This is a genomic window from Flavobacteriales bacterium (genome assembly GCA_016700415.1).
Lineage (GTDB): Bacteria > Bacteroidota > Bacteroidia > Flavobacteriales_F > PHOS-HE28 > PHOS-HE28.
Genome location: CP065018.1, coordinates 3,800,379 through 3,819,266, shown reverse-complemented (window position 1 = coordinate 3,819,266; position 18,888 = coordinate 3,800,379). Strand labels below are relative to the sequence as shown.

Sequence of the window (18,888 nt, the reverse complement as noted above, 5' to 3'; positions counted from 1 at the left end):
ACAGCACCAAGGGCTCCGGCCTTGATGCTTCAAGCTATCAAAGGTCGTGATTTACGGCGAATACGCCGCTGACCTTCATCAGAGAACCTTGGAGGGCCAACCGTTGGTGCTCTTACACCATACGGCCCTTTCAGCCAGTGCCGGGTGTGTGGTCCGTGATGTGTGCACCATGCGTCACGCATTCCCTTAGAGCCTGTTCAGGATCTCTTGGGCGAGAGGGACGATGCTGGTCGCCATCACCATGGCGAAAATAGGCCGGGGACAGGTCTGACCATGCCCGGCGTCCGGATGGAAAACAGGGCTTCCTCGGGCCTTTGCCCAAATGCGTACCCTAGTTCGTAGTGGTCGCGACCGTTATTTCAACGTTTGGGGGTGTCCGGTCGGACCGGTTTTGTCCGCTACCGCGCTTTCCGTGTTAGCCCGGCCCTGCCGATCCCGGTTCCAATGCGTACCGGCGTTGAACGGCTCCGCCATGGCCTGCTCACAGATGGCGATGCCCACCAGTACCAGGTCGCGCAGCTCGAACAGTTCCATGGACCGTTCGCCCTGCGACCATGCGACATCAGCATGCGACCTCAACCCCGCCAAGATATCCAAAGCAGCCCGGAGCCCGGCATCATCGCGGACAATACCGACACTGTCCGTCATGCGGTCGCGTAATTCATCGAGCGTGGCAAGCGTCAACGGGGTTGGCGCGGTGAAAACATACCGGCCGGTCCCTTTATCCTCCGGAAGGGGTGCCTGCCATTCGGAGATCATGATCGAAGCCGCGGCATGCCGAGGGATCACCAAGGCTTCCAAGAGCGAGTTGCTGGCAAGCCGGTCGGCGCCATGCAAGCCACTGCCGGCGCATTCACCAAGGGCATAGAGACCTTCAAGTTCCGTACGCCCTTGGCCATCGGTGCGAATACCACCGCAGAGGTAGTGCGCGGCCGGCAACACGGGGATCGGCTCTTTGCACGGGTCCAGTCCGATCGAACGGCAATGGTCCAGGATCATGGGGAACTCCTTGGCGAACCGTGCCTCCCCGATCCGTGTGGCATCCAACCGGACATGGGTCGCGCCCTGATCGCGCATCACGGCATGGATCGCCCGGGCCACCACGTTGCGCGGTGCCAGGTCGGCCATCGGGTGCAGCCCTTCCATCAATCGCGCCCCGTCCGGCTTCAGCAGGACGGCGCCCGCACCGCGCACCGCTTCGCTGATCAGGAACGTCCCTTTCTGCTCAGGCGCATACAGCGCCGTAGGGTGGAACTGCACAAAGGCCATGTCGCGCAGCGGGACTTCGGCCCGGACCGCCATGGCCACGCCGCTGCCGATGGCGCCCGCAGGATTGGTGGTATGGCGGTACACTTGGCCGGCACCGCCCGTGGCCAGCACCACCACATCGGCGAACTGTTCACGGACCTCACCGGTGTGGATATCGATCGTGCGTACCCCGTGGCACCGCCGGCCACCAGAACCTCCGGTCACCAACAGGTCCAAGGCCATCAAGGTCTCCGTCACGGTGATCTTCGGGTCACCCTTCACTTGTGCGCGCAACACACGGACCAGTTCAGCACCGGTGCGATCGCCGCGGTGTACCACCCGTGCGGCGCTGTGACCACCTTCACGAGCCGCATCCAACCGGCCATCCGCATCGGTATCGAACCGGGCCCCGCCTTCCAGTAGTTCTTGGATACAGGCGGCCCCTTCCTTCACCACGCGTTCCACCACTTCCGGATCGCAGCGGCCCGCACCCACCTCCAAGGTGTCGTCGCGGTGCCGCTCCCAGGAATCCGAGGGGTCGGTCACCGCTGCTACACCGCCTTGTGCCGCATGCGAATTGCTTGTTTCAGGCGCCGCCTTGGAGAGCATGCGGATGTCCACCTCATCGATCACCATCAGGGCCGACAAGCGATGTGCGAAGGCCATCCCCGCGACGCCGCTCCCGATCACGATCACCTTCAGCGGCCTGCTCATCCCAAGTCCATCATGCGCCGCAGTGCGACCTCCGCCCCGGCACGTATGCGCTCCTCCAGGATGATCTCCGGCGAACCGGTGAGCAAGGCGGAATGGACCTTCGCCAAGGTGTTCATCTTCATGTACGGGCATTCGCTGCAGGCACAGGAATTCTCCACGTTCGCCGGGGCCGCGATCAAGGTTTTGCCCGGTACCGCCTGGCGCATCTTGTGCAGGATGCCGCCTTCCGTGGCGACGATGAAGGTGTTGCCGGGGTCGCGTTGCACGAAGTCCAGAAGCGAGGTGGTGCTGCCTATGTGATCGGCCTCCGCGAGGATGTGCGGCGGGCATTCCGGGTGCGCCACCAACTTGGCATCGGGGTGTTTGCCCAACAGGAATTTCATCTTGTCCAAGCTGATGTCCACATGTACCTCGCACACGCCGTCCCAGAGCACGAGTTCCCGTCCGGTGATGCGTTGCACATAAGCCCCCAAATGCTTGTCCGGAGCGAAGATCACCTTCCGGTCCGCCGGGATGCTCTGCACCACGCGCACTGCGTTGCTGCTGGTGCAGATGATGTCGCTCATCGCTTTCACCTCGGCGCTGCAATTGATGTAGCTCACCACCACATGGTCTGGATGCTGATCGAGAAAAGCCCTGAACTTCTCGGGCGGAGCACTATCGGCGAGCGAGCAGCCCGCATTGAGGTCCGGCAAAAGCACGGTACGCCCGGGGTTGAGGATCTTCGCCGTTTCCGCCATGAAATGTACCCCCGCGAAGAGGATCACCTCCGCACCGGTCTTGTCCGCCGCCTGCGCCAAGCCTAGGCTGTCACCGACAAAATCGGCCAACTCCTGTATCTCGGGCTGCTGGTAGTAGTGCGCAAGGATGATGGCGTTCTTCTCACGCTTCAGGCGATGGATGTCCTCCACAATCTCATGGTCGGACATTGAGCGTGCCGCTGCTTGGCCGCTGGCATTGGTGGCCGACTGCGACGAAAAGGCTCCGGGGATCATAAAGGTCAAAGTTCCATGGTCCTCCCGTGCCACAACCTGACGAAACTCACCTTCCGGCACGGCCAACGGTAACTTTGTGGCATGTGCCTGATCGCCTTGGCCTACAAGGTCCACCCGCGCTTTCCGCTTATCCTGGCCGCCAACCGCGATGAGTTCCTGGACCGTCCCACGGAGCCCGCACACTGGTGGAAAGACGCCCCGGACATCCTCGCTGGACGCGACCAACGCGCAGGCGGCACTTGGCTGGGCTTCACGCGCAACGGCAGGTTCGCCGCGATCACCAATTACCGGGAGATGCGGATGAACTTTCCCGCCGGGCCATCACGCGGCGTACTGGTTCGCGAAGCCTTGGAGCACGGCATCGATCCGAAAAGCACGAAAGCTTACGCCGGCTTCAACCTGATCTACGGAAGCGTGAACAGCCTGCGGTACCACAACAACATCAAAGGCGCCGATGAAGCACTGACACCCGGCATCCATGGGCTGAGCAACCATTTCCTCAACACGCCCTGGCCCAAGGTGGTGAAGGCGGAACACGGGATGAAGGAGTTGCTGGAGCTTCCGGACGCGGACCTTCCTGAAGCGCTCTTCACCTTGCTCACCGATGATGCCATCGCGCCGGACGAAAAGCTCCCCGACACGGGTCTTCCACTGGAAATGGAGCGTGCGGCCTCGTCGATCTTCATCCGCACACCCGGCTACGGCACGCGGTGCAGCACGGTGTTGCTGGTGGATGCCGAGGGGCAGGTGATCTTTCAGGAGCTCAGCTTTCCCGGAGAAGGACTTGTAGAGGAACTGTTCTCGGTGAAAACACAGGTCGCAAAGCGATAGCCACCCTACTCCACCACCTCGTGCTCCGCGCAATCGGTCCGCAGTTCCGCTACCGGTAATGACTTCTCCAGCAGCAGGCACCGATGCTCGACGCTCCGATCACCTCGGTAGTATTTGCAGGTGAAGCACATGCGTTGCACATGCACGGCCTCCTTGCGGAACAAGGATTCCAGCACGCCCATCAGCCCCGTCAGAAGGGCTTCCTTGTGCTCCAGTGACAACTCCGCAACGGCTGTGTCCATCGGAGTTCCAGCGGAGACATGCCTTCTGCCGGCAGCGGTGAGTTGCAGGGCGTGGCTGCGCGCATCGCTCTTGTCCGGTTTCCGGATCAGGAATTTCCGGTCGGCCAGCAGCTTCACGCTGTCGCTGATGGTGGGCTTGCTCACCAGCAGCTCCTCCGCCAGACGGGCCACGCCAATGCTTTCGTCCGCATGGTCGGCCAGAAAACCCATGATCCGGATCTGCAAGGGGCTCAGCCCTTCTTCCACCGCCTGCTTCCAACGAAGGGCACGCGCCACTTCACCGATCCGTTCCAGCACCTGCGCCAAGTGCGCGTCGAGTTCAGGGGTGGAGGACATGGGGCGAAATTAGGTGTGGGCGAAAAATGTTCCCTACGGAAATTGCGAGAGGGTGAAAGAATGCGCTCCCGCACCCTGACACCCTCTCGTCCTGTATCGCTTAGGCTCTTCAGCCCTTCACCTCGGCCATGCTGGCGCCGTGATTAATGTGGAGCACATCATGCCCCAGCACCAGTGCGGGCACGCTCTTCACGCCTGCGGCTTCCGCCTCCGCGATGCGGCCTTTGTGCTCACCGAGGTGGACGATCTCCACGTCGTACTTGTTGCGGTCCACGATCTCGGTGATGCGCTCTTCGGCATTCACGCAAACGGGGCATCCTGCATGGTAGAAAATTGCTTTGGTCATTGTGTTGGGGTTTTGAAGTTCGGGGACAAATATAGTAAGGTTTCCTAACTATTAAAGGACCGATATGTTCGGAACGGTACCGAGTACAGGGTACTGCCGACGTACAGTACCCTGTACTAAGTACCCAATACCCTGTATCAGAAATCAGATCTCCGAACCTCGTCTACCCGCACTTGGAGCTTCCGCAGCTCCGGCACTTCAGGCAGCCTTCCTCGTAGTACACGCCTTCGCTGTCGCCGCAGTCGTTGCACTTACGGCCGCTGGCGCTGGTGCCGTCGGCGATGTAGCGGGACAGCGCACGGGCTATGCCGTTCTTCCAGGTGTTCAGCGTGGCGTCGTAGAGGTTCAGGTTCACCACGGTGTCCACCACGTGCGGCACGGAGACGCCTTGGCGCAGCATGCCGCTGATGAGGATGGCGTAGTTCCAGTATTCCTTGTCGAAACTGCGGCTGAGGCCCTGGATGGTCACGCGGTAGTCGTCGCTGTCGGCGTACTGCAGGTCGTAAATATTCTTCTTCGCTTTGGTGTCCTTGCGCTTGATCACCCAGCCTTTCTCCACCCACTTCGGCAATTGGAACACGCCCGTGGCCTTGCCGGTGAAGATCTCGTAGGGCTTGCCGTCAAGCAGGCCGACCACGGCGATCCATTGCTCCAGTTCGTTGTTGAATCGGATCACATCGGCTTCCAGAACGTCCGGACGCTTCGTGTGCGCCACTGCGGCGGCGTCCTTCTTCTCGTTGGAGACCAGCACGCCGCTGCGCGATCCGTCGCGGTACACGGTGACGCCCTTCAGGCCCATGTGCCAGGCTTCGCGGTAGATGTTGCCCACCAGTTCCGCGGAAACGTCCGCAGGCAGGTTGATCGTGCTGCTGATGCTGTGCGTGGTGTATTTCTGCACGGCGGCCTGCAAGCGCACGCGATGGTGCCAGTTGATGTCGTTCGCGGTGCTGTTGGCGTAGGGACTTTCCTTCACATCGGTCTTGCCGGTGGCCTTCATCCAATCCACCAGTCGCGGGTGGTGCACGGTGAATTCCTCCCACTGGTCGCCCATGTCATCGGTGAAGGCCACACTCTCCTTCGGCGCGTTCGGACCAAGCTTGCGGCGGCGCGTGTAGCCGAGCATGTAGACCGGCTCGATGCCACTGCTGGTGCGGGTGAGCAGGCTCAGTGTGCCCGTGGGAGCCACCGTGCTGATGCTGATGTTGCGACGGCCGTTCTTCATCATGCGGGCGTGCAACTCGGGCAGTTCCTTGGCGAGCATATCGGTGAATTCGGACGTGCGTTCCACGGCGGGGTCGAAGCCGACAAAACTGCCGCGCTCGATGGACATGTCTATGCTGCTGTTGAACTCGGCCTCGCACTTGGTACGCAGCATATGCTCGGCGGCCTCCACGGCGGCCTCGCTGTCGTAGGCCAAGTTCAATGCGGCAAGCGCATCGCCCATGCCGGTGAAGCCAAGTCCGGTGCGACGGCCCTTGCGACCGGTCTCACCCAGCAACTGCCAGGTCTCGCGCTCCACGCGCTTCACGGCGTCCGGCTCGGGGTCCTTGTCGATCTTCACCAGGATGCGTTCAACGGCCTCCAATTCGAGGTCCACGAGATCGTCCATCAGGCGCTGTGCCTCGTAGGTCACTTTCGCCAAGCGTTTGTGGTCGAAGCGCGCCTTCGGTGTGAAGGCATCGGTGACGAAGGAATAGAGGTTGATCGCGATCAAGCGGCAGCTGTCCCCGCCCTGCATTGCGATCTCGCCGCAGGGATTGGTGCTTTCATTCTTGAAGCCGGGATAGACGGATGAAGTGGAGTACTTGTGCTGGCGGTCCCAGAAGATGATGCCGGGCTCGGCGCTCTTGTGCGCACAGGTGATCAACGTGTCCCACAGTTCGCGGGCCTGTACCTTCTTCGTAACTGTCGGCGTCTTGCTGTCGATGGGCCAGCGGTGCGTGTATTCGGCATCATCCTCCACGGCTTGCAGGAACTCATCGCTCACACGGACGCTGATGTTCGCGCCGGTCACTTTCATCAGGTCCTGCTTGATCGTGATGAACTGCTCCACGTCGGGATGCGCGATGTCCATGGTGAGCATCAACGCTCCCCTCCTGCCCTTCTGCGCTACCTCACGCGTGGTGTTGCTGAAGCGTTCCATGAACGATACCGCGCCGGTGCTGGTGCGTGCGGCATTGCTCACTTCCGCGCCCTCGGGGCGGAGCGTGCTGAGGTCGAAGCCCACCCCGCAGCGGCGCTTGAAGAGCTGTGCCAGTTGTTGGTCGTTACGGAAGATGCCCCCGTAGCTGTCCACGGGCGCGGGGATCACCACGCAGTTGGAAAGCGAGGCCAGGCGCGTACTGTCGCCGAGGGAGGCCATCACGCTGCCCTGCGGAACGATGTCCCGGAAGCCGTCGAAGAGATCGAAGATGCGCTTCTCATCCAAGGGCTTGCGCTTTTGGCCATAGGTGGAAAGCAGGGCCTGCTTCTCGGCCGGCAGTGGTTTATAGGAACGCTCGATGCGCGCGAACTCGCGGGCCATCCGGGCATGCGTATCGGCCGGCGTGAGTTCGATCAGTTCACCCTTGGTATTGCGCAGGGCATACTTGTTCATCCAAGTAGTGGCGGCAAGCTCATCGTTGTGGAAATACTCGAGAGCGGCAGCCAGGACCTCCTCCTTTGAATAACTGGTACTGGGCTTGGGTCGTGCGGCGGTGGTCATGGAGGTTGCTTCTTCGAAGAGTATGGCTTGCGGCATTGGGATCGGATTTTTGCGGGTCTCAAAACTGCAAGATCAAGTCGCTGATAGAGGTCATTTTCGATCTCGATCATCCACAGCGTTATGAACGATCAAAGTGATCAACGATCGCACTGTTGATAACGCTGATCTTCATGGTCGGCGCGGATCAATTCCGGAACGCATGGACATTCATCCGTCCGCGACGATCCGCTCGTGCAACAACGCTGGCTACCGTAGGCATGTATCAGCGTTCCATCCCCAACAGCAAAGGCGCCCTCGCGGACGCCTCTACCGGCTTTCGTGCTGCTAACCGGCAGTTTCCGGAATGGTGATCACCCGTTGAACGGGGAAAACGCTGCCCGCGCCCGTCGCGCCGACCACAACGGCGAAGGCATGCACGATATGGGTGAAGCGTCCTTTGCCACGGTCGAAATACAAGTATGGCTTCTGCCCTCCAACAAGCTTGTCGATCGCTGGCACATCCATGGGCACCACCCGGGTTGGCGGAACATCCGGGTCCGGCGCTTGTTCCACCATGGTCCTTGCTTCTTCGCGCAAACGGTCCCGTTGAAGGAGATACACCTTCACGATGGCTTCCTCTATGCGTTCCATGGAATGGGTCATTGCGTTTTCCGCTCCGCTTCCTGTTGCAGGAAAGCATTCTTCACGGAATCCATCCGGGCCATCATCTGTTCCATGTAGCGCCGGTTCAGGTCGAACCGCTTGCGGAAAAAATCGTCGTGAAAGAAATCGGGCTGCATGATGCTGTCGTTCATGAACAGGTCATTAAATCCCGGATCGTTCAGGAACGGGTACCAATTCCCGGACCTGCCTTTGAAGTCCTTGAACACGCTGTCCAGGAAAGCGGGGTTGTCTGCCCTGCCCGGATAGATCGTGGTGTAGGTGGAATCGAAGGCGATCAAATTGCCGTTCTCATCGTACTGCTTGTTCACCTTCACGTCCACCTGCGGGGTGTCCGCGGAAAGGACCGGCGGAGTGCTGGTGGCCATAGGCTTTTTCTTTCCTTCTTGACCCATGCAGGCGGAAAGTTGGAGCAAGATGGCCGCACACGCGACCATGCTCTTGACGGTGCTGTTGGTTTTCATTGCTCAATGCCGTTCTAATTGTTCCTGTAGCAGAGCGGGGGCATCCACATCGTGTGCGAATGCCCCCGGCTCCCGGTATTCCAGTGCGGAAAGGCCCGCCACTTGCCTATTTGATGCTGATGGTCCGCATCTTGGGTTTGGCCTCTTCGCTCTTGGGGATGGTGAGCTGCAAAACGCCGTTCACGTATTCCGCTTTGATCGCGTCGGCCTGCACGCTTTGCGGCAGCACGAAGCTGCGCTCGAAGGCGGAGCGCGCGAACTCGCGGCGGGTCCAGCGCTTGTCCTCGCCCTGTTCCTCTTCCGTGTGCTCCCCGCGGATGGTGAGCGTGTCATTCAACATCTCCACCTTCAGGTCCTTCTTGTCGAAGCCGGGTGCTTGCATTTCCACGCGGTAGTCATCGTTGCTTTCCACGATGTTCACGCGGGGTGAATGGTCCATCAGGCCATCGCTACCGAAAAGGCGGCTGATGTTCTGGCCAAAGATCTCACTGGCCAACCTGTCCACCGGCGAAGCTGTCGTCACCGGCTGCTGCTTATATTTCACGAGTGTCATTTTGGTTTGTGTTTTCGGTTTTCCCCGACCACCATGGCCGAGGTTCGCACAGGAGACTTCAAGCCCCTTGCCAAAGGAGTGGACACTGACGATCTGTATTTGGCGTTGAACTTTTTTCACGGATCCACAAGGATTGACGATGCCGAATTTTCAGTGCCGATGAAAAATTGACAGTCGGGTTTTCTTCAATGCCAATTCCACAGCTCCGATCGGACTTCGGTTCTTGCTTCGTTCAATTCCGTATCCCCGCCTTTGGGCGGAAGTTCACGGAGCGGAAGCTGCGCTCCGAAGCCGGCATCGGATCTTGAAGCACCGCAATGCGCCGACGCACTTCCGATCACCGATCACCACTCACCGGTCACCACTAACAATTCACCACCAACCGGTCACTCTAAAACAGCAAAGGCGCCCTCGCGGACGCCTCTACCGACTTTCACCATGCCCCAGGATAAGGGCGATGGCAGACCGATCACTTCCCGGGAAGCAGCACTTTGTCGATCACGCAGACCAATCCATTTGAGGCGGGCACAGTGCCGATGATCTTGGCGTCATTGATCATCACTTGCCCGTCCTTTACATGGAAAACGACGTCGCCACCGTTCACCATGCCTTGCTTTTGTCCGTCGCGGATATTCTCCGGCTTGAAGACGCCGAGGGCCACGTGGTACTGAAGGATGTCAGCCAGCGCGTCCTTCTGGTCAGGCTTCAACAGGCCGTCCACCGTGCCGGCGGGCAATGCCGCGAAGGCCTCATTGGTCGGGGCGAAGACGGTGAAGGGGCCCGCGTTGCTCAGCGCATTCACCAGGTCGGCTGCCTTGACCGCGGCCACCAATGTGGTATGGTCCGGGGAAGCAATGGCCACCTGCACCACGTTCTTCTCGGATTCATCATCCACCACGGTGGATTGGCCTCCATCGGTCATTACGGCCGGGTCACTCCCGGCTTGGTCTGCCGGTGCGGTATCCGTGCTTCCTCCGCATGCGGAAAGAAGTGCGACCAAGGCGAACGGTGTAAAATACTTCAGTTTCATGGTGAGGCGTTTCATCGGGTGGCTTTTTATGTGGTTCAAAAGTCTCGCCGACCAAAGTACCTCAACTTGACCGATGACAGGACTTCAACTGATCCTTGTCAAGATTAAAGCTTGAGGCTTGTGGCTTGAAGCACTCAGCCACAAGCCTCAAGCTCACTTTGTATTCTCCACGCCTCTGCGCCCCTGCCTGCCGGCAGGCAGGTCCGCGGCCAATACCTCAAAGGTCCTTCCTCCGAAAGGCCCTGAACGCGAACGATGACGGCAGCGCCACCCAGGCTATGAGCGCAGCAAGCGCCACCAGGATCCCGCGGACGTTCCCGAAGAACTTCTCGTACACCGCGCCACTGTACCCCATCATGGCGGCCAGGTCCACCTTCAGCAGCACCATGATGCGGCCGAGGTCGATCGGATCCAGTGCGGCCAAGGGCACGATCCACGGTTCGATCGGGTAATCACTGAAGGCGAACATCACCCACAACAGCACAGCGTCGTACACCAGCACGAAGAGGAACCAGACCACCAGGCCAAGACCGACACCACGCGCCTTCTCACGGTTCTTGATCGCGATGAGCGAGCCGATCGCTACGAAAACCAACGTGAGCATCACGCACGCGAGCAGGAGCGTGAGCGATGCACCGCCCGGCAGAAAAAGCATCAACGGGATGCCCGCGCCCACCAAGGCACCCAGCACCAAGGCCGTGCCCAAGGCCCCCATCTGGCCACCCAAGATCTTAGATCGACGCAAGGGTTGCACAGCCAACAGCTCCGTGAACTCCATCGCATCATAGAGGTAGACGATGGTGAACACCGAAGCCACCAAGGGCACCAATGCCAACAGCACTTGCGAGAGACTGAGCATGGACTTTACCGGTTGGTCTTCCAACTGGAACAAGCCTAGGCTGATGGCCAACAACAGCAGCGTCCAGCCCAGCACGAACTTGTTGCGCGCCAGATCGATCAGGGTGTACTTATAGACTTTCCACATGGGCCTCGGTCTTGGCGGTGAGCATCGCGGGAATTGCCTTGGACAGCCGCTTTTCCCCTGTAACTGCGAGCAGGTCCTCCGGTGGGAGCAGGAAACGCAACGTGCCGTCCTGCAAGTAGGCCACCCGGTCGGCAAGGGCTTCCACTTCCTCCATGAGGTGGCTGGTGATGAGCACCGTGCAACCTTCACGTTTGATATCACGCACCGCTTTCAGCACGATCTCAGAGCTCAGGGGGTCAAGGCCGGCAGTAGGCTCGTCCAGCACCAGCACGCTGGGTGAATAGCGGAAGGCCAGCACGGCGCTCACCTTCTGCCGTTGGCCGCCGGAGAGCGTACCGAGGCGTTTGTCCATCATGGCATCCACGCCCAACGCTTTCACCAGCGGGCCCTCGCTGCGGCCTTTGTTGCTGCCGCGGATGTCGTCCATCAGATCGATCAGCTGACCGATCTTCAACTCGTTGGGGAAGCGTGAGATCTGCGGCATGTGCCCCACGTTGTGCCGATATTCCGGATCGGGTCCGACGCGCTCGCCGTTCACGATGATGGTGCCGGTCGTGGCCTGCACCAGGCCCAGCAAGCATTTTATCATGGTGGTCTTCCCCGATCCGTTGGGGCCGATCACCGATACGGTCTCGCCGGGCTCGAAGCGCGCATTGAATTCGCGCAACGCCCAAAGCTTGCCGTACTTCTTGCCGACGTTCTCAAAGGTTACGCGGGCCATGCGGAGTTTTCATCAAGGGTTTATCGTCTTCCAGGCCTTCCGGCGTCATCGAGGGCACCAAACGCTCCGCCTGGTCGAGCAATTGGGTGAGCAAGCTGCGTGAAAGTACCACGGCATAAGGCATCCGCTCGTTCACCATGGCGAAGAGGCTCAACGGCCGGAAGGGCACGTCACCGGTGCCGTCGTGGTCCAGGTCATAGCCTTGGTAGCGGTCCCAGTAGTTGCCGCTGAAGCTGTTGTACACCGGGTTCCCGTTGGTGCTCATGTCGAAGGTGTTCCCTGTGAAGGTGTTCGCGGTGAAGTGGCAATCGGTGGCATTGGCAAAGAGCCGAAGCGCCCAACCGTTGCCTTGGAAAATGTTCCCGCGGATGTCGCCCCGGTTGCAGCCGTCCACCAACAGTGCGGTGGTGTTGTCGATGAAGATGTTGCTGTCGATCTTCACGTCGTTTATCTCCTTCAGCAAGATGCCATAGGAACTGGCGCCGCGGTTGCGGATGAAGCGGTTCCGGACCATATCAACGTTCTTGCTGAACATCACCGCCACGCCGGCCCCGTTGTCCTGAAAGAGGTTGTCCGAATAGGTGTCGCGGTGGCTGAACATGAAGTGCAGCCCGTAGCGCGAGTTGTGCAGGCTCTTGTTGCGGCGCACGTGGCTGTCGGTGACGAACTCGAAGTAGATGCCGTCGCGGTGGTTCCGTATCACATTATCCTCCACCATGGCGCCCGAGCAATGCCACAGATGAATGCCATTGGCCCTGCTGGTCTCGGATAGTTCCGGGTCACCGTTGATGGTGTTCCCTATGACGGTCGGGTTGCGTGCATTCGCAAAGTGGAAAGCGAAAAAGCAGTGCTCCATCACGTTGTCGAGCAGTTTCACGTTGTCGGCCCGTTCCACCTCGATGCCGGCGTTATCGTTCATGTTGCTCACCTTGGTGCCCGTGATCAAGAAACCCTGCACGGTGACATCCGGTGCGGTGATCGTGAGCACATTGCCATCGCCGCCAGTGCCGTCAATAACGGGACGTCCGATGCCAATGAGCGTGAGCGGCTTGTCTATGGTCAGCGTGCCTTCCGCGTAAGTGCCTTGCATTACCCGAACGGTATCGTGCGGCGCGGCGGCGGCTAAGACCGGGGCCAGCTTTGCACGGGTATTTCCTGAGCCTACCGTCCAGACCGCGGCCATCAACGAAGCTGATGTCGCAAGCACAGCAAGCAATGCCGAAAAGCGGCCCGGGATCCAGCAGGTCATTCGTCTTTCTTGAACAGGTCTTTCACTCCTGGCCAATCCATTTCATCACCCGGGAAAAAGGCCTCTGCAGCTTTTCGGTCGGCATCACTGCTGAAGGCGGCAACGTTCCCCCGCATGGGGCTGTTGAGTTTCGGGGCATGCAGGTAGAATGCTTTGGTCGCATCGATCAACATTCCCGGATGGGCAAAGTCCGAGACGTACCACCCTTCCACTTCCTGCTCCACCAAATGACCAGTATGGCTCACGAAGGGGACCATGCATTCCGGTGCGTCGAATACGTAGCTGCGGCCTTTCACGGTCATGAGCGCGGCACCGAACTTGGCATCCATCACGTTCATCCGGCAATGGGCGCATTCATCGTGCCCGTAGTTGATCTTGGGCTGGCCGACGCTACAGCCGGACGCCATGATCACCAAAGACGCACTGATCAGAAAATTCTTCATGGGTTCACGAGTTTCAGGCGGCCGGCTTACGTGGGGATCTCCACTCATAGAGGAAGACAAGTACCGCCAAGGTAATTGATCCGAACAGCACCCAGCCGCCCACATCGGGATAGGACCAGGCATCGAAGTTCAGCAATGTCTTATGGCCGAAAAGTGGCGGTTGGTACACCATCCCTTCGATCTTGATGGCCGCATGCGGGTCGAGGTTGTGGCCGTAGTTCCAGCCCCAGGAGTACATGTCCCACATGGCCCAGATCACATAGGCCAACAGGCCGAAGAGCCAGCTCCCCAAGGACCAGCGCCTGCCGATCAGCGCCGCGAGCAGCCCCCAGATCACCAGCCCGCCGATGAAGTAGCGCATCACCTCGAATTCGGGGAACATCTCGTTATGGATGGTGGCCATGCCGATGTAGTGGTTAAGGCCGTTGATCTGGTCCACGTTGCCGACGAAGCTGTCGTGAAAGATCTGGAGTTGCAGCCCTTCGGGGTACTGCGGTGCCATCAAGTAGATGACCCAGATAGGCTGCGTCAGCAACAAGGTCATGGCGATGGCGGCGAGGGCGATCAGGATGCGGGAAAACGGGCGCATGTTCTGGATCGGGTGGCTGGGGCTGTGGGACATGATGGGTGGTGGTTGGGGATGAGATCCTTGAAATGTGTGGGCGGGCAGGTTATTGCCCTCTTGTCCTGAATGCGCTTGGGATGGTGATCCCCGGCTGGCGGTTCGTGAACTGGTGATATCGCTACAGCGGTTTACGGCCCAAGGTGTCTTTGCGGGAAAGACATTTTCGTCTGTTCAGGCCGCATCGAAACAGCGCGCCCGGCCTTCCGCATCCTTTGGATCGCGGGGCCGGGCGCATTGCGTTCATTCTTGTCCCGGCTCAAAGGCCCGCGTCCACGCTCTTGGTGTTGGCGCTCAACGGTACGGTGCTTCCTGCTGGGGAGATCCGGATGTAACCTTGCATCTCCTGGTGGAGCGCACTGCAGAAGTCCGTGCAGTAGAAGGGTTGCACGCCAACGCTCGTGGGTGTCCACTTCAAGGTCTGCGTCTCACCCGGCATGATCAACAACTCGGCCGTCTGTGCGCCCTTCACCGCGAAGCCGTGCGGTACGTCCCAGTCCTGCTCCAGGTTGGTGACGTGGAAGTACACCTCGTCTCCCATCTTCACCCCTTCGATGTTGTCCGGTGCGAAGTGCGATCGGATGCAGGTCATGTACACGTGCACCTTGTTGCCGTCGCGCACCACGCGGGCTTCCTTTTCACCCTTGGTCACGTACGGGTGCTTGTTCTCCTCGATCTTGAAGAACTTCAGGGAGTTGGGCCTCACCAGGTCGGCCGGGATGGCCTGTGCGTAGTGCGGCTCACCGATGGAGGGGTAGTCCAACAGCAGTTCCATCTTGGGTCCGTCGATGCTGTATAACTGGGCGGATTGCGCGAGTTCGGGGCCGGTGGGCAGGTAGCGGTCCTTGGTGATCTTGTTGTAGGCGATCACGTATTTGCCCCAAGGCTTTTTGCTGTCGCCGCCCGGGACGCAAAGGTGGCCGATGGAGTAGTACGTGGGCACGCGGTCCACCACTTCCAAGGTCTTCACGTTCCACTTTACGATCTCGCTGCTCACGAACATGGAGCTGTAGGCGAAGCCCTTGTCGTCGAACTCCGTGTGCAAGGGGCCCAGACCGGGCTTCTTCACTTCGCCCTGCAGCACGCTTTCATACTTCAGCACGGGCACGCCGTCGTACTCACCCTCGTAGTCCTTGTCGGCGATGGCTTTCTGCATCTTCGCGAAGGAGAATACCGGGAGCGTTGCGGCGAGCTTGCCACTGCCCACGATGAATTCGCCGGTGGGGTCCACATCGCAACCGTGCGGGCTCTTGGGGCAGGGCATGAAGTAGATCAGGTCCGTGAGCTCTTTCGGGTCCAGTTGCAGCACTTCGGTGCCGATCTTCGAGGTCCCCATGTGGGTGCTCTCGTCGTAGTGGTTGTTGTAATACTTGCCGGGCACCTTCTTGCCTTTGCCCTCCTTCACGTATTGCTCGGCTTTCTTCCAGTTCACGGCCATGATGAAGTCCTTGTCGTTCTGGCTGGCGTTCACCTCCAAAAGCTCGTGGGCCTTCTCGGTGTTGTAGCAGCTGAAGAAGAACCAGCCGTCGCTGGGGCCCTTACCGGAGTGGCTCAGGTCGAAGTCGATCGCGGGGGTCTTGATCTGGAAGGCGATCTCCATGCTGCCGTTGGAAGTGTCAGGCTTGATGAAAGAGACCGTGCTCTTGAAGTTCTCCTTGTACGTTTCGATGGGAACGTCGCGCTGCTCATCGGTTCCCATGGGAATACTGAAGCGGGTTCCGGCCACGATGTATTCGCTGTTCGGTGTGCTGAACGGCGAGCTGTGGTTGCCTGCGCTGTTGGGGATCTCGATGATGCTGGAGGTCCTGAAGGTCCTCAGGTCGACCATCGCGATACGCGGCGTGTTGTTGCCGTTGATGAACATGAACTTACCGTTCTGCACGCCGTCGCTCATGGACGACTCTACGTGGTGGCTGTCGTCCCATGGGATGAAACCGTGCGTGGTCATCAGCATGGGCTTGGTCTCCTCGCTGTAACCCCAGCCCGTCTGGGGATCGACCGAGAAAACGGGGATCACACGGAACAACCGGCCCGAGGGAAGGCCGTAAACGGACATCTGCCCGCTGAAGCCCCCGCTGACGAAGTTGTAGAATTCATCGTACTGTCCCGGTGGTACGAAAACTTTCGATGCGGCATCGCCGGTCACGGCGCTCTTGGTGTTCGCCGGTTTACAGCCTTGGGCCAGTGGCAGGGCGATCGCGGCGGCCAATACCAAGGGTATCGAGGTGATCAACGAGGTCCTTCTCATTTCAGGTTGGTTGGTTGTTCAAAAGATGGCACTTAGGCCGGTTTTTTTTCCAAGGAACGCATGAACTCAAGCACATTGCGGGCATCATCCTTGCTCAGGTTCTGGTTCGGCATGCGCACCAGGCATTCCTCCAGCATGGCCTGTGCTTCAGCATCGTTCTCCAGCATGGCATCGGTGTGGACGATCATGTTCATGATCCACTCCGGCTTGCGCTGGTCCGCCACGCCCTGCCACCCGGGACCGACCACGCGGTTGGTGCCCAAGCTGTGGCAGGCCTGACATTTCAGGTCATACAGCTCCTTACCCTTCGCCACCATGCCTTGGTCAATGGGACCGAGGTTCACATCATCGGCGGTGATGAGACCCGCAACCGCTGCTGCGGCTTCAGAATTTTCTGCCGCTGCAGAAGACACGGTCGTGGTGGCAGGGGTACTTTCCCCACCGCCACAGGCCATCGCGAATGTGGTCAAACCGACCAAGGTCAGCGCTTTGAGGGTGTTCAGTGTGAGCTTCTTGTCAGTTACCATTAGGTCGAGGTGTTTTCGGGTTCAAAGGTCGTTAGCGCGGCGAAGATAGAGCTGATGCTTGTCAAGCCCTTGAATGAGTTTCATCATGCCCAACTATTCCCTGTTTATGCGGATCTTCGCGCCCCATGCGCCGCTGGTTCAACATCGCCCTGCTCAACTTCGGCATCGCCGCCCTCATCGGCTGCGTGCTACGGGCCATCTATATCTGGGAGATCCCCTTCATCCGCTTCAAGCCCCTGCTGAACGCGCACTCCCACGTGGCCATGCTGGGCTGGGCCTTTATCGCCATGGTCGTGTTCTTGTTGCAGGATGAAACGGAACATGGTCCGTCGAGGCGCAGCAACATCCTGCTTGCCGCGGCCCAGATCGCCGTGGTGGGCATGCTCTTGGGCTTCCCGGTGCAGAGCTACGGCGCATTCACCATCACCGTGTCCGTATTGCATATGTTGGCCGGTTATTGGCTCAGCGTACAGGTATGGAAGGCCACGCGCACCTGGCGGGCGAACGGCAGCCGCCTCCTCACGCGCATGGCGGTGATCTTGATGTTCATCTCCACCATTGGGATCTGGGCCATGGGGCCGATCGTCTCCGGCGGCGGGTTCGGCACGGAATTGTACTACTGGTCCATCCAGTTCTACCTGCACTTCCAGCTCAACGGCTGGTTCTGGTTCGGTGCCTTGGCGCTGTGGAGCCGTTGGGCCGAGACGCACGGCGCAAGACATGTGCTGGACCGCTTCACGATCCGCCTCTGGCTGATCTCCGTTGTGCTCACCTTCGCATTGGCCATCGCATGGAGCGAACACCACTGGACTGTATATGCGGTCAACTCCATTGGCGTGGTGCTGCAGCTCTGGGCCGGTTGGCGCACGATGAAGGCCATTCTCAAGGTCCAAAGGATGCTCCATGACAAGGCGCCGCTGTGGGCATGGCGCTGCGTCACCTACTCGCTCATAGGCATGGGCCTGAAGGTGGTGATGCAGGCGGCCGTGGCCATCCCGCATGTGGCCATCATGGCCTTCACCGTGCGCAATTTCACAATGGGTTTCATCCACCTAAACACCCTGGGCGCCATCAGCATGATGCTCTTTGCCATGGCCTTGGTGCGCGGCTGGTTCGTAAGCACCTCTTGGGTGGCTCGCTCCGGCCTCTCCCTCTTTACCACGGGCATGATCCTGACGGAAGGCGTTCTCTTTCTCCAAGGCCTTCTCTTCTGGGCGGGCTGGGGCATGATCCCCGGCTACTACTGGATCCTCTTCGGCGTATCCATGTTCCTCCCCACCGGGATCATCACGCTGCTGGTGCATGCGATCTACGAACGCCGGAAGGAGGTCGTCCGCGTGGGGCAGCGAATTGCTCCTTCAGCGGCCTAGCGGCAGATCGCTCCCTCGGCGTCCCGTAGCGGAGGCCCTGAAAGAGCACGAGAAAGGCCGACCCCTTCAGGCCGGCCTTTCAAGATGTTGGCAACGCTGTGCTCAGAGGGAGCGGATCAGCTCCAGCATGGCGCGGGCTTGGTCCTTCGTGAGCTCTTGGTCCGGCATCACGGTCTTGGTCTCTTCCACCAATGCCTGTGCATCGGGATCATTCTCCACCATCCACTGCGTGTGAAGCATCATGTTCATGATCCACTCGGGCTTGCGCTCGTTGATCACGCCCTTCCAACCGGGCCCCACCACCTTCTCCTCCGTAAGGCCGTGGCACACATGGCACTTGGCATCGAAGATCTTCTTAGCCTCGGCGACCATGCCTTGGTCAATGTCCTTGTCCAAGGTGATGTCCTGTGCAGTAATGAAGCCTGCCGGAAAGGATGATGCTTCAGGTGCTTTTTCCTCCACTGGTGCCGCTGCTCCGGGCGTATCGGACGGGGCCGCCGCTTTGGGCGTATCGCTGCTGCAAGCGGCTACCAGCAAGGCAATGCTCAACGGCAGGAAGGATCGACGGAGTGAAAACGAGGTGTGCATGGCTGATGTTGG

General features: G+C 59.7%; 19 protein-coding genes. 2 read left to right on the top strand and 17 right to left on the bottom strand.

Translation table 11 applies throughout. From position 1 onward, the window contains the following. Positions 1 to 354: 354 nt before the first annotated feature. Complete coding sequence (gene nadB, locus IPP95_15960; GenBank protein ID QQS72632.1) at positions 355 to 1,962, bottom strand: L-aspartate oxidase; 1,608 nt, start codon at positions 1,960 to 1,962, stop codon at positions 355 to 357. Then, positions 1,959 to 2,891: a quinolinate synthase NadA gene (gene nadA, locus IPP95_15955; GenBank protein QQS74299.1), complete on the bottom strand. Its 933-nt coding sequence runs from the start codon at positions 2,889 to 2,891 to the stop codon at positions 1,959 to 1,961. The genes nadB and nadA overlap by 4 nt, the downstream gene beginning before the upstream one ends. Positions 2,892 to 3,038: 147 nt before the next feature. On the opposite strand from nadA, the gene IPP95_15950 reads away from it, so the two are divergent. Then, complete coding sequence (locus IPP95_15950; protein ID QQS72631.1) at positions 3,039 to 3,788, top strand: NRDE family protein; 750 nt, start codon at positions 3,039 to 3,041, stop codon at positions 3,786 to 3,788. A 5-nt stretch (positions 3,789 to 3,793) separates the two neighbouring features. Here IPP95_15950 and IPP95_15945 read toward each other — a convergent pair whose 3' ends face one another. From IPP95_15945 to IPP95_15880, 14 genes are all read right to left on the bottom strand, one after another. Then, the gene (locus IPP95_15945) at positions 3,794 to 4,366 is read right to left on the bottom strand and encodes a MarR family transcriptional regulator (protein ID QQS72630.1); all 573 of its coding nucleotides are present in this window, start codon (positions 4,364 to 4,366) and stop codon (positions 3,794 to 3,796) included. 109 nt (positions 4,367 to 4,475) lie between these two features. Further along, complete coding sequence (locus tag IPP95_15940) at positions 4,476 to 4,712, bottom strand: thioredoxin family protein (GenBank protein ID QQS72629.1); 237 nt, start codon at positions 4,710 to 4,712, stop codon at positions 4,476 to 4,478. A gap of 163 nt (positions 4,713 to 4,875) precedes the next feature. Next, the gene (locus IPP95_15935) at positions 4,876 to 7,416 is read right to left on the bottom strand and encodes an adenosylcobalamin-dependent ribonucleoside-diphosphate reductase (GenBank protein QQS74298.1); all 2,541 of its coding nucleotides are present in this window, start codon (positions 7,414 to 7,416) and stop codon (positions 4,876 to 4,878) included. 324 nt (positions 7,417 to 7,740) lie between these two features. After that, positions 7,741 to 8,046, bottom strand: coding sequence for a hypothetical protein (locus IPP95_15930; GenBank protein QQS72628.1), 306 nt, complete (start codon positions 8,044 to 8,046; stop codon positions 7,741 to 7,743). Between the two features lie 8 nt (positions 8,047 to 8,054). Then, a complete protein-coding gene (locus tag IPP95_15925) occupies positions 8,055 to 8,471 on the bottom strand; it encodes a hypothetical protein (GenBank protein ID QQS72627.1) in 417 nt (138 codons plus the stop codon). Positions 8,472 to 8,646: 175 nt separating this feature from the next. Beyond that, the gene (locus IPP95_15920; protein QQS74297.1) at positions 8,647 to 8,979 is read right to left on the bottom strand and encodes an Hsp20/alpha crystallin family protein; all 333 of its coding nucleotides are present in this window, start codon (positions 8,977 to 8,979) and stop codon (positions 8,647 to 8,649) included. 583 nt (positions 8,980 to 9,562) lie between these two features. Beyond that, entirely contained in the window at positions 9,563 to 10,138 is a 576-nt protein-coding gene (locus IPP95_15915) for a fasciclin domain-containing protein (GenBank protein QQS72626.1), read from the bottom strand. Between the two features lie 202 nt (positions 10,139 to 10,340). Continuing rightward, positions 10,341 to 11,108 carry an ABC transporter permease gene (locus tag IPP95_15910; GenBank protein QQS72625.1) on the bottom strand — a complete coding sequence of 256 codons (768 nt, stop codon included), beginning with the start codon at positions 11,106 to 11,108 and terminating at the stop codon, positions 10,341 to 10,343. Beyond that, positions 11,092 to 11,829, bottom strand: coding sequence for an ABC transporter ATP-binding protein (locus IPP95_15905; GenBank protein ID QQS72624.1), 738 nt, complete (start codon positions 11,827 to 11,829; stop codon positions 11,092 to 11,094). The genes IPP95_15910 and IPP95_15905 overlap by 17 nt, the downstream gene beginning before the upstream one ends. Beyond that, positions 11,810 to 13,012 (bottom strand): nitrous oxide reductase family maturation protein NosD, encoded by a 1,203-nt coding sequence (gene nosD / locus IPP95_15900; GenBank protein ID QQS72623.1) that lies wholly within the window; start codon positions 13,010 to 13,012, stop codon positions 11,810 to 11,812. The genes IPP95_15905 and nosD overlap by 20 nt, the downstream gene beginning before the upstream one ends. A 62-nt stretch (positions 13,013 to 13,074) precedes the next feature. Then, positions 13,075 to 13,521: a nitrous oxide reductase accessory protein NosL gene (locus IPP95_15895; GenBank protein ID QQS72622.1), complete on the bottom strand. Its 447-nt coding sequence runs from the start codon at positions 13,519 to 13,521 to the stop codon at positions 13,075 to 13,077. Positions 13,522 to 13,534: 13 nt separating this feature from the next. Then, positions 13,535 to 14,119: a hypothetical protein gene (locus IPP95_15890; GenBank protein ID QQS74296.1), complete on the bottom strand. Its 585-nt coding sequence runs from the start codon at positions 14,117 to 14,119 to the stop codon at positions 13,535 to 13,537. A gap of 283 nt (positions 14,120 to 14,402) precedes the next feature. Then, positions 14,403 to 16,391 carry a Sec-dependent nitrous-oxide reductase gene (nosZ, locus tag IPP95_15885; protein ID QQS72621.1) on the bottom strand — a complete coding sequence of 663 codons (1,989 nt, stop codon included), beginning with the start codon at positions 16,389 to 16,391 and terminating at the stop codon, positions 14,403 to 14,405. A 32-nt stretch (positions 16,392 to 16,423) separates the two neighbouring features. Next, positions 16,424 to 16,846, bottom strand: coding sequence for a cytochrome c (locus IPP95_15880; protein ID QQS74295.1), 423 nt, complete (start codon positions 16,844 to 16,846; stop codon positions 16,424 to 16,426). 197 nt (positions 16,847 to 17,043) lie between these two features. Here IPP95_15880 and IPP95_15875 point away from each other — a divergent pair, with 197 nt between their 5' ends. Beyond that, on the top strand, positions 17,044 to 18,288 hold the full coding sequence (locus IPP95_15875; protein ID QQS72620.1) for a hypothetical protein: 1,245 nt from the start codon (positions 17,044 to 17,046) through the stop codon (positions 18,286 to 18,288). 102 nt (positions 18,289 to 18,390) lie between these two features. Here IPP95_15875 and IPP95_15870 read toward each other — a convergent pair whose 3' ends face one another. Then, the gene (locus tag IPP95_15870; protein QQS72619.1) at positions 18,391 to 18,876 is read right to left on the bottom strand and encodes a cytochrome c; all 486 of its coding nucleotides are present in this window, start codon (positions 18,874 to 18,876) and stop codon (positions 18,391 to 18,393) included. Between the last annotated feature and the right edge of the window lie 12 nt (positions 18,877 to 18,888).